The organism is Limnohabitans sp. Jir72 (assembly GCF_003063575.1).
Lineage (GTDB): Bacteria > Pseudomonadota > Gammaproteobacteria > Burkholderiales > Burkholderiaceae_C > Limnohabitans_A.
In genome coordinates this window covers 1-15,648 of the sequence record NZ_NESC01000013.1, presented here as the reverse complement: position 1 = coordinate 15,648, position 15,648 = coordinate 1, and the positions used below count along the sequence as shown (strand labels likewise).

15 protein-coding genes are annotated in these 15,648 nt (G+C 55.2%); all 15 read left to right on the top strand.

Annotated features, from left to right (window positions below; all coding sequences use genetic code 11):
• Window positions 1–13 precede the first annotated feature (13 nt).
• Complete coding sequence (locus B9Z52_RS15490; protein ID WP_108414759.1) at window positions 14–1,471, top strand: mannose-1-phosphate guanylyltransferase/mannose-6-phosphate isomerase; 1,458 nt, start codon at window positions 14–16, stop codon at window positions 1,469–1,471.
• Window positions 1,468–2,436, top strand: coding sequence for a GDP-L-fucose synthase (locus tag B9Z52_RS15485; RefSeq protein ID WP_108414758.1), 969 nt, complete (start codon window positions 1,468–1,470; stop codon window positions 2,434–2,436). The genes B9Z52_RS15490 and B9Z52_RS15485 overlap by 4 nt, the downstream gene beginning before the upstream one ends.
• Window positions 2,437–2,503: 67 nt before the next feature.
• The gene (gene gmd / locus B9Z52_RS15480) at window positions 2,504–3,634 is read left to right on the top strand and encodes a GDP-mannose 4,6-dehydratase (RefSeq protein ID WP_108414757.1); all 1,131 of its coding nucleotides are present in this window, start codon (window positions 2,504–2,506) and stop codon (window positions 3,632–3,634) included.
• Window positions 3,635–3,814: 180 nt separating this feature from the next.
• Window positions 3,815–5,137, top strand: coding sequence for an oligosaccharide flippase family protein (locus B9Z52_RS15475; protein ID WP_158270574.1), 1,323 nt, complete (start codon window positions 3,815–3,817; stop codon window positions 5,135–5,137).
• A 54-nt stretch (window positions 5,138–5,191) separates the two neighbouring features.
• On the top strand, window positions 5,192–6,055 hold the full coding sequence (locus tag B9Z52_RS15470) for an alpha-1,2-fucosyltransferase (protein WP_108414755.1): 864 nt from the start codon (window positions 5,192–5,194) through the stop codon (window positions 6,053–6,055).
• A 170-nt stretch (window positions 6,056–6,225) separates the two neighbouring features.
• The gene (locus B9Z52_RS15465) at window positions 6,226–7,431 is read left to right on the top strand and encodes a glycosyltransferase family 4 protein (RefSeq protein WP_108414754.1); all 1,206 of its coding nucleotides are present in this window, start codon (window positions 6,226–6,228) and stop codon (window positions 7,429–7,431) included.
• Window positions 7,432–7,463: 32 nt separating this feature from the next.
• Entirely contained in the window at window positions 7,464–8,696 is a 1,233-nt protein-coding gene (locus B9Z52_RS15460; RefSeq protein ID WP_146182872.1) for a hypothetical protein, read from the top strand.
• The gene (locus B9Z52_RS15455; protein WP_108414752.1) at window positions 8,693–9,505 is read left to right on the top strand and encodes a glycosyltransferase; all 813 of its coding nucleotides are present in this window, start codon (window positions 8,693–8,695) and stop codon (window positions 9,503–9,505) included. Before B9Z52_RS15460 ends, B9Z52_RS15455 begins: the two co-directional genes overlap by 4 nt.
• Entirely contained in the window at window positions 9,505–10,659 is a 1,155-nt protein-coding gene (locus B9Z52_RS15450; protein ID WP_108414751.1) for a glycosyltransferase family 4 protein, read from the top strand. Before B9Z52_RS15455 ends, B9Z52_RS15450 begins: the two co-directional genes overlap by 1 nt.
• Window positions 10,660–10,697: 38 nt before the next feature.
• Window positions 10,698–11,756 carry an acyltransferase family protein gene (locus B9Z52_RS15445; RefSeq protein WP_108414750.1) on the top strand — a complete coding sequence of 353 codons (1,059 nt, stop codon included), beginning with the start codon at window positions 10,698–10,700 and terminating at the stop codon, window positions 11,754–11,756.
• Between the two features lie 5 nt (window positions 11,757–11,761).
• Window positions 11,762–12,856, top strand: a complete 1,095-nt coding sequence (locus B9Z52_RS15440; RefSeq protein WP_108414749.1) for an acyltransferase — start codon at window positions 11,762–11,764, stop codon at window positions 12,854–12,856.
• 45 nt (window positions 12,857–12,901) lie between these two features.
• Window positions 12,902–13,864 carry a glycosyltransferase family 2 protein gene (locus B9Z52_RS15435; protein WP_108414748.1) on the top strand — a complete coding sequence of 321 codons (963 nt, stop codon included), beginning with the start codon at window positions 12,902–12,904 and terminating at the stop codon, window positions 13,862–13,864.
• Window positions 13,861–14,820, top strand: coding sequence for an NAD-dependent epimerase/dehydratase family protein (locus B9Z52_RS15430; protein ID WP_108414747.1), 960 nt, complete (start codon window positions 13,861–13,863; stop codon window positions 14,818–14,820). Before B9Z52_RS15435 ends, B9Z52_RS15430 begins: the two co-directional genes overlap by 4 nt.
• 148 nt (window positions 14,821–14,968) lie before the next feature.
• Window positions 14,969–15,127 (top strand): hypothetical protein, encoded by a 159-nt coding sequence (locus tag B9Z52_RS17910; RefSeq protein ID WP_158270573.1) that lies wholly within the window; start codon window positions 14,969–14,971, stop codon window positions 15,125–15,127.
• Between the two features lie 306 nt (window positions 15,128–15,433).
• On the top strand, window positions 15,434–15,648 hold a 215-nt coding region (locus tag B9Z52_RS18165; RefSeq protein WP_233251988.1), incomplete at its 3' end, for a hypothetical protein.

Sequence of the window (15,648 nt, the reverse complement as noted above, 5' to 3'; positions counted from 1 at the left end):
ATTTAATGTCTTTATGATCCAAGTCACACCTGTCATCCTGTGCGGAGGCTCTGGCACACGTTTGTGGCCATTGTCTCGAACGGGTTTTCCAAAACAGTTTTTGTGCCTCACGGGCGCAGAGAGTCTCTTTCAGCAAGCCGCGCAGCGCCTTGCCGGCTTGGGCAACGAATACATCGCTGTGGCTGATCCTGTCATCGTCAGCGGTGAAGACCATCGGTTCTTAGCGGCAGAACAACTGCGCGAAATCGGTATTGCGCTGGGTACAGCGCTGCTCGAGCCTGTTGGCCGTAATACCGCCCCGGCATTGACATTGGCAGCCCTGGCTGCCGTGCAGCACGGGCAAGATCCCGTGATGGTGGTAACGCCGTCTGATCAAACTGTCGGTGATACAGCGGCGTTTACCGCGGCGGTGCAACAGGCTATTGCACAGGCCGACAAGGGCAGCATCGTTATTCTGGGCGTCACCCCTGACAAACCCGAAACAGGATACGGTTACATCAAGACAGACTTGTCAGGCAACAACGCTGCAACTCCCAAGGTGCTGACAGTTCAGGCTTTTGTGGAAAAACCAAAACTTGAAACCGCTCAGCAATACGTCGCCGAAGGTAACTATTTTTGGAACGCTGGCATGTTCGTGCTCAAAGCATCCGTCTGGTTGGCTGCATTGGGCAAGTTTGCCCCGAGCATTTTGCAGGCAACCCAAGGTGCGTGGGCGCAACGTAGCACAGATGCGCAGTTTGTGCGCCCAGGCAAAACAGAGTTTGCTGCGATCCCGTCAGAGTCGGTGGACTACGCCGTCATGGAGCACTGCCCCAACAGCGCATTCCCTATCCAGATGGTGCCGCTCAGTGCTGGTTGGAGCGACTTGGGCGCATGGGACGCCGTGTGGAACGTGCTGCCCAAAGACGCCCAAGGCAATGCACACAGGGGTGATGTGTTGTCCGCTGATAGCCATAACACCTTGGTTCACGCGAGCAGTAGACTGGTTAGCCTGGTCGGTGTCAGAGACTTGGTTGTTATCGAAACTGCAGATGCCGTGCTGGTGGCCAGCAAGTCGTGTAGCCAAGATGTAAAGCAGATTGTGGCCTCACTGGGCAGTAAAAACCGAGAAGAGCATTTATTGCATCGCAAAGTACAACGCCCTTGGGGATGGTACGACAGCATCGACGAAGGCGGTCGTTTTAAGGTCAAACGCATTCAAGTCAAGCCAAAGGCGAGCCTGAGCCTTCAAAAACACCACCACCGTGCCGAGCACTGGATCGTAGTGACTGGCACAGCTGAAATCACCAATGGCGACAAGGTGCTGACTTTGACTGAAAATCAGTCCACCTACATTCCACTTGGGGAGGTACACCGCTTGGCCAACCCCGGCAGTATTCCACTCGAAATCATCGAAGTTCAATCTGGAAGTTATCTGGGGGAAGATGACATCGTCCGATTTGAAGATACGTATGGGCGAGTCAATTCATGATTGAAGAATCTAAGATTTATGTGGCGGGCCACCGAGGTATGGTGGGCAGTGCCATCATTCGTCAGTTGAAGCAGGTTAATGCCCGTATTGTCACCCGTACCCATGCTGAACTTGACCTGACCAACCAAGCCGCAGTACAAGCCTTTTTTGCCCAAGAAAAACCAGATCACGTCTATCTGGCCGCAGCCAAGGTGGGCGGCATTCATGCCAACAACACTTATCCGGCTGACTTCATCTATCAAAACCTGATGATGCAGGCCAACGTGATCGAAGCCGCATTTCGCAATGGTGTGCAAAAACTGTTGTTCCTTGGCTCCAGCTGCATCTACCCCCGCATGGCCCCGCAACCCATGCGCGAAGATGCCTTGTTGACCGGCACGCTCGAACCCACCAACGAACCTTATGCCATTGCCAAAATTGCGGGCATCAAACTATGCGAAAGCTACAACCGCCAATACGGCTCAAGTCACGGCGTGGACTACCGCAGTGTCATGCCCACCAACCTGTATGGCCCAGGTGACAACTACCACCCGGAAAACAGCCACGTCATTCCTGCATTGATTCGCCGCTTTCACGAAGCCAAATTGGCCAAGGCGCCCAGTGTGGCCATCTGGGGCACAGGCACGCCGCGCCGAGAGTTTTTATATGTAGATGATATGGCCGCAGCTAGCGTGTACGTCATGCAACTGCCCAAGGCCATTTATGACCAGCACACCACCCCGATGCAAAGCCACATCAACGTGGGCAGCGGATCGGATGTGACCATTGCAGAAGTGGCACAAGCCATTGCACAAACAGTGTGCTACACCGGCCACATTGAATTTGATACCACCAAACCAGACGGCCCGCCACGCAAGTGGATGGACAGCAGCCGCCTGAACAAATTGGGCTGGCAGGCCCAAGTCAACTTGCTTGAAGGCCTGGCCCGCGCATACCAAGATTTCTTGGCTTACCCATCAAAGTAGGTCGATGGCTTCAGCCCCGACATGAAACTCAAAAAATTTCAAAACCTGCAAGTTAAAGCTGCATCACATGACCCAACAAAAAGTCGCCCTCATCACCGGCATCACAGGCCAAGACGGCTCATACCTCGCTGAATTCTTGCTTGAAAAAGGTTACATCGTTCACGGCATCAAGCGCCGCGCAAGCTCCTTCAACACCCAGCGCATTGACCACGTCTACCAAGACCCGCACATCGAGCACGCTAACTTCAAACTGCACTACGGCGACCTGAGCGACACCAGCAACCTGATTCGCATCGTGCAAGAAACGCAACCCGATGAAATCTACAACCTTGGCGCACAAAGCCACGTGGCCGTGTCATTCGAGTCTCCCGAATACACCGCAGACGTGGATGCCATGGGCACCCTGCGCTTGTTGGAAGCCATCCGTATCCTGGGCTTGGAAAAGAAAACCCGCTTTTACCAAGCCAGCACCAGTGAGCTGTACGGACAAGTGCAAGAAATCCCCCAAAAGGAAACCACCCCCTTCTACCCCCGCAGCCCCTACGCCGTGGCCAAGATGTACGCCTACTGGATCACGGTCAACTACCGCGAAGCCTATGGCATCTATGCCTGCAACGGCATCTTGTTCAACCATGAAAGCCCACGCCGTGGCGAAACCTTCGTCACCCGCAAAATCACCCGCGGCATGGCCAACATCAGCCAAGGCCTGGAAGACTGCTTGTACATGGGCAACATCGACGCCCTGCGCGACTGGGGCCACGCCAAAGACTACGTGCGCATGCAGTGGATGATGCTGCAACAGACCGAAGCTGAAGACTTCGTCATTGCTACAGGCGTGCAATACAGCGTGCGCCAATTCATCAACTGGACCGCTGCAGAGCTGGGCATGCAACTGCGCTGGGAAGGTGAGGGCGTCAACGAGGTCGCTTATGCCGTCATAGCGAACAACGCACACCAATCTGTGCCGCTGTGTGCCACCGATAAGCCCATCGTTCGTATAGACCCCCGCTACTTCCGGCCCACAGAAGTGGAAACACTGCTGGGTGACCCTAGTAAAGCCAAACAAAAACTCGGTTGGGTGCCGGAGATCACTGCACAGCAAATGTGCGCAGAGATGGTGGCTGCTGACTTGGCGCAAGCCAAACAGCACGCACTGCTCAAGGCCAACGGATACAACGTGAACGTGAGTGTCGAATAATGCCTCTAATTGGAACTCGACTTAGGAATTAAATATTAAGTTAATGCATCCTCTGTATGTCCTTGATGGATACGCGCTGTACAACTCGCTCACAATTACCAAAAGCGAATTAGTGGAGTTTTTAACTTCGTTTCCTGCTTGGGCGGGCGCCTCGAAATGAGTGTTGTTAGCACTGGGCTTTTGCGCCGTCTGAATTCAGTCGTTGCCAAAAATACCCTGTCGAGTTTTGTCTCAATGGTGTGGCTAAATATTCTTTCGGTCCTCTCCATTACGATCTACGTGAAACTACTGGGTGCGGGTTCTTGGGGTATTGTCGCTGCGTGCAGCAGTCTGCAACTTCTGTTCAACCTAATTGATCTCGGATTTGGTCAGATTGTGCCGCGCTGGATCGCCCGGGAGGCGAATGACCTGGAGCTATTGCGTAAGTACATCTCCGTCTTCCACAAGATATATGCCGGCTTGGCATTGAGCGGATTTTTCGCCTTGCAAGCGGGTGCCTATGCATTAGCCTATTATTGGTTCAACGTACCGGCCGAGCAGTCCGCTCAGTTGGAGTTGTGCATCCGGCTCATAGCTTTTCAACTGCTGTTCCAGTTTGCAAACAGTCTGTATGTCGGTATCTGGCAGGGGCTGCAGTTGCAAGTCCAAGCCAACTTACGGGCCTCACTTTTTGGCACCCTGAAACATGCGGCCGCGATGGCTGCATTGCTCTGGCTTGCCCCTAGTCCTGTAACCTATGCCGCAGCATTCGGAATCGTCGCGCTGGCAGAACTGGTAACCAGCGCGGTCGCCACACAGCGAAAGGGTCTGATGGCGCGTTCATCTGGCTCCGCCGTCGCAGTCAGGCCCTTCATCAGCGAGGCGGCCGTCTTATCAATAGGAATCATGGTCGGGCTGGCGGTTAGCCAGATGGACAGGATCGTACTGAGTCGTTCTGTCCCGGTGGACAGTTTTGGCGTGTACGTCGTCGTCGCCAATCTGGCCCTGGCCTTCCTTTCCCTGCAAGCGCCACTAACTCGAGCGTACTTCCCGGTACTCGTTCAGGACATCAAGCAAAACGGCCATGCAAATCCTGCCACGATCAGACGGCTGATACTGGGAAGCACGGTTGTTTGCGTCCTGCCTGCCCTCGCCATGTGCATCGGTGCAGATTGGGTGTTGCGCTTGTGGTTGCAAAATGAACACTTTGTGCAACTGGGTACCGCACCGCTGCGCTTACTTCTCATCGCTATGTGCTTGAACGCAATTTATAGCTGTTTGTACCAAGTTATCTTAGCCCAGGGATTTGCTCACATTATCGTAAAGATCAATCTCGCCTGTCTGGTCATAGGTATCGTAACTGTAGCCATCCTTCACGACATCACAAGCCTGTGGGTCGGCGGCGCCATCTGGGTGACGACGACATTCACTCAACTTGTGCTCGGCTTGTCTTGGTATTGGATGGTGACACAGGGCAAGTCGGTTAAAGATAGGTTGCTCGGTACTAAAAATGGAAAGGCGTGAATCAATGAATACAACACATCTCGCCCGTGTCGCGGCTTTTCCAACATTTACGACATGATTGCTTTTTATGGTCAAGGTGGCCTAGGTAACCAACTGTTTCAGTACGCCGCCGCTCGTAGCTTGGCACATCGCCTCCATATAGACCTGGTCTTGGACCCTTACTGGTTCAAGCACCCTCGTCCTGGTGAGACTGTCCGCCCGCTCGAGCTGACGAATTACCACGTGAAATTGCGCATCGCTAATACCGATGAGCAACGCCGCTGGAAATTGCTTCGCACTCGCTGGGCTCGTTACCTCGGACCGTTGCTGCCCATACAAGTTGTCAGGGAACGGGGTTTTGCATACAACGATTCATTCAATCGAACTGCTGACGACAGCTATTTGGTTGGCGCTTGGCAGAGCGAGCGTTACTTCCGAGAGATCCGTGAGATCTTGCTTGGTGAACTCACGCCCATTCAGCCACCATCGATTCAAGATACCGAACTGCTTCAGGCAATGCAAGCTTGCGACGCGATCTGTGTGCATGTGCGCCGTGGCGACTATGTCAGCTCCAACAGCGCATCCGCATATCACGGAGTGTGCTCGTTGGACTACTACGAGCGCGCAATCAAACACGTGGCCAGCCAAGTCCGCTCGCCGTCTCTGTTCATTTTCTCTGATGATCCGGACTGGACGCGGGAACATCTTCATACTGAGTATCCAAGCCACTACGTTACCCACAACTCATCTACCGACGCTTTTCAAGACCTTCGTTTGATGAGCTATTGCAAGCATCACGTGATTGCCAATAGCAGTTTCAGTTGGTGGGGAGCATGGTTGTCGACGTCACCCGAGCAGATAGTGGTAGCGCCGGAAAAATGGTTCTCCGTCAGTCGCCCGACGCCAGATCTATTGCCTCCTAAATGGAAGCGCCTTTGACATGAGTACTGGCTGCAATAGCACTAGGATAAATCGCGCGTTCGCATTGAACCCACCAGTTTGGTCTGGATGTCCGCGAATTACGTTGCACCGTCTGTTATTGATCATATCCCTTCAGAAGGGGGCTGCGATTGCGAAGTCACCGCGTGGGGTGATTACGTGAGGCCTGAATGACCCATCGCAAACGCGTTCTTCTTTGCTGTGAACAGTATTCGCCCAGCGTTGGGGGCGTTCAGGAGGTCATGCGTCAAATAGCTGAACGACTTGCCCAACGCGGCTTCGACGTAGTCGTTGCGACAGGGACGCATCCCCAGCGCCCGCCAAACGCGGTGATGAACGGCGTGCAGGTGGTGTCCTTTGCCATCACCGGCAACCGCGTCAAGGGAATAGCAGGCCCGGTGGCAGATTACCAGCAATTCCTGAAGGACGGCCATTTTGATGCGGTGCTCATCAAGGCTGCCCAGCAATGGACATTCGACGCTGCGGTCGATGTTGTGGATCAGCTCTCTGCACGAAAGGTGTTCATTCCCTGCGGCTTTTCCGGGCTTGGCGATGCCCGCTATTCAGACTATTTCGATCAGATGCCGTCCTGGTTGCGGCAGTTCGACGCTCTGATCTTCTATTCGGACACCTATAAGGATATCGAGTTTGCGCGAAAGCATGGCTTGTCAGCCTTGCACTTGATTCCCAACGGAGTCGACGAGCGCGAGTTCCTCGACACTGGCGAACAAGGCATCCGCGCAGAGATGGGCATTGCGCCGGATGATGACCTGCTGCTGAGCGTTGGCAGCATGATCATGGCCAAGGGCCATTGGGAAACGCTGGAAGCATTCAGGGCTGCCCGACTCGAGCGCCCGACAACCTTGGTACTCAACGGGAACGTGCCTCACGGAGGCACTGCAGCCCTGCTGAAGCGAGCCGTCAAGCATGCACTTAGCGGGCGCTGGCCGCTAAGCACGCTTTCCGCCAGTGTCAACCGACATCCCGGCAAGCGGGTGTTGCTCACTGATTTGCCCAGGATCCGACTGCTCCAGTTGTTCAAGGCAGCCGATCTTTTTGTCTTCGCATCGCATGTCGAGTACTCGCCGCTCGTGCTGTTCGAGGCTGCAGCGTCTGGTACCCCGTTCATCGCATCAAACGCCGGGAACAGCAAAGAGATCGCTACCTGGACCGGCGGCGGTACCGTTGTGCAAGACACAGCTGCCGATGGCCGGACCCCGGACGCAAAGTCCTTCGCTAAGGCCATTGAATCGGCGCTGAGCGACCGGGTGGCCCTGCGGGCGCAGGGAGTGGCGGCTCGCCGTGCGATGCTCCATGACGGCTTTACCTGGGCACGAATTGTCGACGACTACGCCAAGGTATTGGGACTAGCATGACAACAACCGCTCGGCATCAGGGGACGTCGCCCATGCCTCCCGTGCCCTCAGTCGGACAGCCCGCGCCTCGCTCGCGTCAGCTGCCCCTGGCGTGGTTCGCCGCCTTCATGGCCCTCAGCCTTGTCGCTTGGCTTTATCAGCAGATTAATTTCGCCGGCAGCCTCGACAACGGCATTCCGATTCCGGATGTCATCAACATCACCCGCACTTTCGACAACCTGTCTCTAACAGGCGGACTTGATCAGGACGACAACCAATTTCTCGGCCTCAGCCTGCTCTTCGGCTGGACATGGCTCGTGCATCCGAGTTTGTGCTTTCTCGTGAACGCGGCGCTGATGGCATGGGCTACCAAAATCTATACCCAACAGTTCATCGACAAGTTTCAATTGCCAGTGTGGTCCATCGTGGGCGTGCTCGGCAATCCTTATCTCGCGCTCGCCATGGTCGGACCGAATAAGGAGATACCGCTGTTGCTGCTGACCTTGATTTATTTCAAGATCGTTTCTGAAAGGCGAGCGAGTTGGCCATTAGCCGCCGCCTTGACCGGTGTCGCTGTGTTCATGTTCCGGGATGGCTATGGGGCGTTCCTCATGGGCAGCACATTGCTGCTGCTGATCCTGCAATTCCGGTCCAAATCCTACGCATTGATCGCCTGCATTGTCTGTGCATTGGTCGCTGCGCTGTTCGGTATCCTTGCGAATCTTGTACCCATCTTGAGTCGTAACAACGAAGGATTCCAGTTGTTGGAGACGGGGAACCTGGCGGTTGGCGCATTGGCGGATTTACTAGGTCTCGATCCCTTTTCACCGATCGGTGGCCTAGCGATGTTCGGTCTGCGCCTAGTCTACAACCTCACTTCCTTGGCGCTATTTCCGATCTACGAGACGACGGGTGGCACCTATTGGATAGGCTGGGCGTACTGGATCGCCGGACTAATTTCGCTGGTCTGCATTCCTGCCTGCATAGCGGTCCTTCTCACCAGCAAATCTGCAAGGTCACCATTGCTGCTTTGCGCTGCCTTGGCAGTCTCGGCCTGGTTCATGGTCAGCGTGTCCCTGTTCGTTCAACCGCGCTACCTGATGCCCGTGTTTCCCTATGCCGTGGCCGTGTTCTCCAGCAGCCCTACACGGATTCGCAAGAACTGCCTGCGGGTTGCCCTCATGTTCACCGTGATCATCGTAGTAGGATACAGGATGATTGATCGCGCGCCACCGCTCGCAGAGCCGGACAGTTTCACTAGCCCAAGTTACGTTCTGCAGCCATGACCTCCCATCCTGCCAGCACCCCTCGGTCCGGCACGGTAGCAATAAGCGTGATCTTTTGCGTCAATCGCACAAATCCGCACCTGCGAGAAGCCATCGATAGTGTTCTCAAACAGACGTACTCCAATTTTGAGTTCCTGATCGGGGCAAATGCCTGCAGTGACGAATTTCACGAAGAACTATGTGGAATTGCACAAGACCCACGCGTGCGGATCTTCCGCACGCAAATGCCGCAGTTAGCCTTCACACTGAACTACCTGACTGAACAGGCACGCGGTGACTGGTTCATTCGCATGGATGCGGACGACGTGTGCGAGCCGCACCGCTTCGAACGCCTGATGGAGGTCATCGCAATCGGCGAGCACGACGTCATCGGCTCGTGGGCCACGTTGATCGACGCGCAGAACCACGTCATCGGCCAGTTCACTCCGCCCAGCGACCCCGCAGGTATCCGCCGGATGTTGCTTTTCTCGAACCCGATCGCGCATCCGACGGTGGCGTTTAGCCGCAGTTTCCTGCTGAAGATGCGCGGGTACCTCGGCGGCTATGTGTCAGAAGACCTCGACCTGTGGATGCGGGCGATCCGTTCTGGAGCACGCCTCACCAACATCCGAGAACCGCTCCTGCGCTACCGCATGCATGAAGGCCAGGTCAGCCGCTCGCGTCTCGGCTATGCCGAGGCGGCGGCGCACTGGCATCGCGAGCTGCTGCTCGCGCCGTCGATGTATGGCGCACTCGGTTGGTTGATCGCCAGCACCAAGGCCATCGTTATGCCTCTGCGTAACCGGCTCAATAGAAAGACCTCGTCGTAATGCACGGTTCCACACAAAACGAAACCTTCGGGGAAAAGAACCATGCAGGCCAGCGCAAACTCGTCCTCTGCGGCAATACCGCTTGGGGAATGTTGAACTTTCGAAAGGACTTAATCCTGGCGCTGCTCAGACATGGGCACGCAGTCACTGTTCTAGCCCCTCCAGCGCCCGAGTCGGAAGGACTCGAAGCCTTGGGGGCAAAATTTATTGAGATACCGATCAACAGCAAGGGCACAAACCCACTGGTCGAAGCGCAGTGCGCACGAGAGATCCATACCGTTCTCAAAGCACTCCGCCCCGCATTCGTCTTCTCCTTCACGATCAAGAGCGTCATCTACTGCGGCATCGCCTGCAGGCTGCTCAACATCACCCACGTGCCCACAATCACGGGGATGGGAAGCGTATTCATCAATAAGTCATGGGTGACTAATGTGGCGATTGCGCTTTACAAGATCGCCTGCGTGCGGGCTCGCACAGTATTCTTCCTGAACGAGAGCGACCTCGACTTCTTCGTTGAATCTGGCATCGTCGACGCCGACAGGGCAAGGATTATTCCGGGGGAGGGTATCGATGTGCAGCATTTCGCGCCCCGTCCTGCAGCCGTCGGCAACTCGACGCGCCCGTTCCGATTCCTCTACTGCGGCAGGATACTTGCGGAAAAGGGATTTCTGGAGTTGATCGAAGCAACGAGAAGCCTGTTCCGTTCGGGATTAGCATTCGAGATGCATGTGGTTGGTTTCGCCGATTGGGACAATCCGTCCGCCATCCGCAGGCAGCAGTTAGATGAATGGGCGGCCGAAGGATTAATTTTCTTCCATGGACCTTCTAATGATGTGCGCCCCTGGATTGCTGATGCGGACTGCATTGTTTTGCCCAGCTATCGGGAGGGGCTGTCAAGAATCCTACTGGAGGCAGCTGCAATGGAGTGTCCGATGATTGCGTCCGACGTCCCAGGCTGCCGCGAGATCGTGCGAAACGATCGGACCGGATTCACCTTCGCCCCCAGAAGCACACATTCGCTCGCGGATTGCATGGCAAGAGTGCTGCAGATGCCTTCTGCTGAAATCAAGCAATTGGGAATCAATGCCCGAAGGATGGTTCTTGATGAATATTCGAACGGCATCGTCGCTCAAAGTTACCTGTCCTTGTTCTGAGATCCCCCGGTGGCCCGGCCACCAGACAATTGTCCCAAATGAACCTTTTACCCCACCCGAGCGCTGCCCCCCGTCTTGATTTCATTGATGCCCTGCGGGGCTTCGCGATCGCCATCGTAGTGCTCGGGCACGCGCTGCAATACACGCTGGCTGCACCGGATGATGCCCCCCTGTACCGGTTGATCTACTCGTTCCACATGCCGCTGTTCATGTTCATCAGCGGCTTTGTCTATTCCGGCGCGAAACGGTCTGCCTACGAGGAGCTACGTCTCAAGTCACGATCACTGCTCTTGCCTTTTATCTGTTGGCTACCCGTCACGTTTGTCTGGGTATCGCTTGGGCCAATGCCCGTAACAGCTCAAGCTTTCGTGGTCCGTGTGCTCTCCGCTCCCGATGCGGGTGGTCTATGGTTCCTCTGGGTGCTGTATCTAATCAATTTGGTCGTGCTGATCAGCAGGAGTTTTGCCCCAAAGTCAGCAATGGCTACAGCCTGGGGGCTTTGGTTAATCCTCAGCGCATTAGCGATCGTTAGACCTGATTGGAACCTGCTTGGACTGAAGTTACTGTGCTGGCACCTTCCATTCTTTTTGGTCGGCATCGCCTTTCGCAAAGCAAATGGCGCCGAGCGTTTGCGCCCGACCTTCGCCCTAGCGTGCGGACTGCTGTTCTTAACGGCGCTTCCGCTATGGGTGAGGACTGGTTCCAGTCCGCTTTCACCGTATCTCGCATCGTTACCAAGCGTAGGAGCGATGATCGCGCTTCGTGCCTTCAGTTACCTGACAGCTTTTCTAGCCATCCTGGCCACATTCAGCTTGTTCAACTCGTTTGCGCACAGGATCCGATTGCAGACTCTCAGCCGGCTGGGCCGGATTTCCCTGGAGATCTATGCCACGCATATCTACTTCCTGGCGGCGGCGGTGGCCATCCTGGCCTCACCACCGTTGCCTGATCAGGCACGCGTAGCCCTGGTCTTCATCACCAGTTTAGCCGGAGCGCTTTGCTGCACGTGGGCAATCAAGCTCAACTCGACCCTGGCAAGCCTGATGTTTGGCAGCAGACACGCCGCATCCCGTAGACTGGCCCAGAGAGAGGGCTGAACCGTATGGGTCTGATTCGAACACTACTCGCATTTAGCGTCGTCTTCGCGCATTCGCCATGGAACAATGGCGTTGCATTGGTCGGTGGGCGCAACGCAGTTCAATTGTTTTATGTGATCTCGGGCTTCCTGATCGCTCACGTCCTCCGTACAAATACAAACTACCAGCAACCGGGGCGGTTCTACATCAACCGTGCACTGCGAATCTATCCGACCTACGTCGTGGTAGCCTTGTTGTCGTTGGTTCCAGCTCTGCTAACGCACTCGGCTTTCCTTGAGTTCTACCGACAAGCCGGTCCGTGGGCAGGCGGGCTGATGGCGTTAGTCAACACCACTATCTTCGGCCAGGACTGGGTGATGTTCGGTGCTATACATGACGGAGCCCTCTCATTCGCTGTCAACTTCAATCAGTCGCAACCACCGCTGTACACTGGGCTCCTCATTCCCCAAGCTTGGACCTTGGGGGTCGAACTTAGCTTCTATCTGCTGGCTCCGTTCCTCCTGAGAAGCGATCGAATCCTCATCGCCGCATTGCTGCTGTCACTCATGGTTAGGGGCATTTTGTTCTATCTGGGGCTGAGCGAGGTAGACCCCTGGTCCTACCGGTTCTTTCCCGCTGAACTGTCGCTTTTTCTCTTAGGTGCACTTGCCAACCGTTGGGGGCTGTCGACATGGCAGCGTCGGCTGGCAGCTCCTGCGCAGCAAGCGCGCGCGAACAAGCTGGCTGTCAGCACTCTTGCGATACTGATCTGCATGTATTCGTTTCTGCCCTTGCACGACGCCGTCAAGACTGTTGCATTGATGGCCTTATTTGTCGCGCTAGTTCCGCTGGCTTTTCTTTACCAATCGCGATCGGAGTTTGACAAGCGACTCGGCGACCTGAGTTATCCCATCTACATCGGTCACATCTTGATGATCCTTCTTGTCGGCGTTGTCCTGCGCATGTTGCACTGGGAGCCCGGAGCCCTGATTCAGACAATGTTGAACCTGCTGCTATCGACCGGATTCGCGATGATCCTAAATAAGCTGCTAGAGCGGCGGGTGGAACAAATCAGGGACAAGATGCGTGATGGTCGTCTGCCAATCCGGGTCCGCCCCTGAAAACCCAATCAACATGCGGACGAAAAGCATCCAATACAGAGCAATATGCCAACCATAAGCGTCGTACTCCCCGTCTACAACGGTGCACCATGGCTGGAGGGGGCGATCAGCTGCGTGCTTGACCAAAGCTATACGGACTTCGAACTGGTCGTGATTGACGATGGCTCGAAGGATAATTCTTGGGATCTCATAACTCGATTTTCCGATCCCCGTATCAAGGCACATCGCCAGGCCAACCACGGATTGGCGGCCACGCTGAATATCGGTCTCAAACTCGCTGTTGCACCGCTTGTTGCACGCCAGGATCAAGATGACTGGATGCACCCGGAGAGGCTGGCTCGACAGGTTCTCTATATGGATGCGAACCCTGGCTGCGCAGCTGTTGGAACCTGGGCGGAGATTCGTGAAGACGATGTCTTCACGGGTCGGCATCACAAACACGCGCTCGGAAACGCGGCCTTGGGCCTGAATCTGATGTTCGACAACCCTTTCGTACACTCATCGATGATGCTGCGCAGGGCAGCCGTGTTACAGGTTGGCGGCTATTGCGAGGACAAGTCCTTGCAGCCGCCGGAGGACTACGCACTGTGGTCAAACTTGGCCGCCTATTTCGAAGTTGGCAATATCGCGGAGGTTTTGACGGCTTACCGCGAAGTTGCCGGCAGCATGTCGCGCACAGGTGTGAGCCCATTCCAGCGCAATGTGCTGCGGATATCCATCGAAAACATGACGCGCGCACTAGGTTCAGCTTATACCGGAGACCAATGCAAAGCATTGAGCATGCTTTATCACGGGGTCGACGGTGGCCCTTCGTTGTCGTGTAGAAAGGCCCTCGATATGCTGCAAGATCTCGCCGTCGCCATAGCTGGCGAACCGACAAGCTGGACCGAAGAATTCGCAGATGAGCATGCTCGCCTAGCATCATTCGTGAGTTCCCGCTGCCTGCAAAGACATCTACCCAGCGCCCTGCTAAACACGGCGCGCAAGCTCAAAAGGATCTTGGCATGAGAGCATGTCTTGTAGTTGGCGGCGGCGGTTTTGTAGGATCGCATCTGGTTCGCTTCTTAGCCAGGAAAGGACGGCAGATCATCGTTGCTGGGCGAAGCCCGAAAGCACGTTTCCCGCCACCCGACAACGTGCGTTATGTCCAGCTCGACCCTAATGACCTCAATGCGCTGCAATTCCTGATGGATGAGTGTGACGAGATCATCGATCTTGCCTATTCGACTGTGCCAAAAACTTCCTTCGAAGATCCGGTCTTCGACGTTCTCGCCAACTTGCCTTTCAACGTTGCTTTGATCAAGATGGCCAGTGAGCGACCGATGCGCAAGGTGGTGTTCGTGTCCTCGGGCGGCACTGTTTACGGCAACCCGGGATACCTGCCCATCGACGAATCGCATCCTACAAATCCAGTATCTCCTTATGGCATTACCAAACTGTCCATTGAAAAATACGGTTTGATGTACAGCCGCCTGCGTGAGCTGCCATTCGTCGCCGTGCGGCCCGGCAATCCTTATGGGCCCGACCAGATTGGTGGACAGGGTCAGGGCTTCGTGGCTACAGCCTTGTTTGCTGCCCTGGCCGGCAAGTCAATTAAGATATTTGGTGATCGAGGCACGATTCGGGACTACATCTATATAGACGACTTGGTTTCAGGAATTGCGGCTGCTCTGGACGCTGGCGAGCCGGGCGAGATCTACAACATTGGTACCGGTATTGGTCTCGACAATCGAACGGTGTTAGATCACATTGGTGCCTTGGCGGCAGCTGACGGCCGGAAGCTCATAGTCCAGATTGAGCAACCAAGGCCATTTGATGTAGCAGCCAACGTGTTGAGCTCCGCTCGACTGACATATCGATCGGAATGGCGTCCTGCAACGAACTTTGATGAAGGCTTGGCGAAAACCTGGGCGTGGGCTAAGGATTATCTGAACAGCAATGCGCCCTTGCCCTTCACTGCATGAGTGGCTGGACTTGCTAATGTATTTTCGTCCCTGCAAAACCCTTGCAAGCCTCATGAATGCAGGTGAGTTGAGATGAATACGGATGGTCAGTACTCTCAAATAGAAATTCAATGACGGCTGTTTTCTTGGAGTTTTTGAAAGCGGCGCCATGACAGATGACTTTTTGCCAAACCGTCTGGATCAGATGATCGACTTGCACCACCCGCTGGCGGTTCTGGCCAACCGACTACCCTGGCAAGAAATCGAAGCTTCCCCTGCAAAACTCTGGGCTCTTCAGGTCAAGGCCGGCAAGAAGATTGAAAAATAGGACTTGTTTGGCCCGATCTCTTTTGTTGTCGACGGCGGCGTCTTTACCGTCGTCCGTCCGTGTATCCCGACCCGGCTGACGGTGGCGCTGTTGTACCTCAAGTATGCGTTCAACGAGAGCGACGAGGACGTGATCTAGCTCTGGGGGCTGACCTCAATTGTTTTGTCAGAGCCGCCTTTGGGCGGCTTTTTCTTTGGTGCGGCCAGAGGGGGCAGGTCAGTACCGCCAATGTCATCTCGGCTTGCAAGACATCGCGCACGTGGTGCGCTCCTACGCAGAGATGCGTTTTTGTAGGAGCCCACCCCTGTGGGCGATGTTTTGCATGGGCGTCTGCAAGCGATCGCGCACGGGGTGTGTCCGCAAGATCGGGGGATCAGCTTTTGGCTTGTTTTTGGTAAGCAATGGGATGGACGCTCCCACCTACACGGCATCGAAATGTGCCAAAGTGGAGATGCAAATCAACCACTTGAACAGACAGGAGCGTCCGACATGAAGGTTACAACAGTAGGCATCGATCTGGC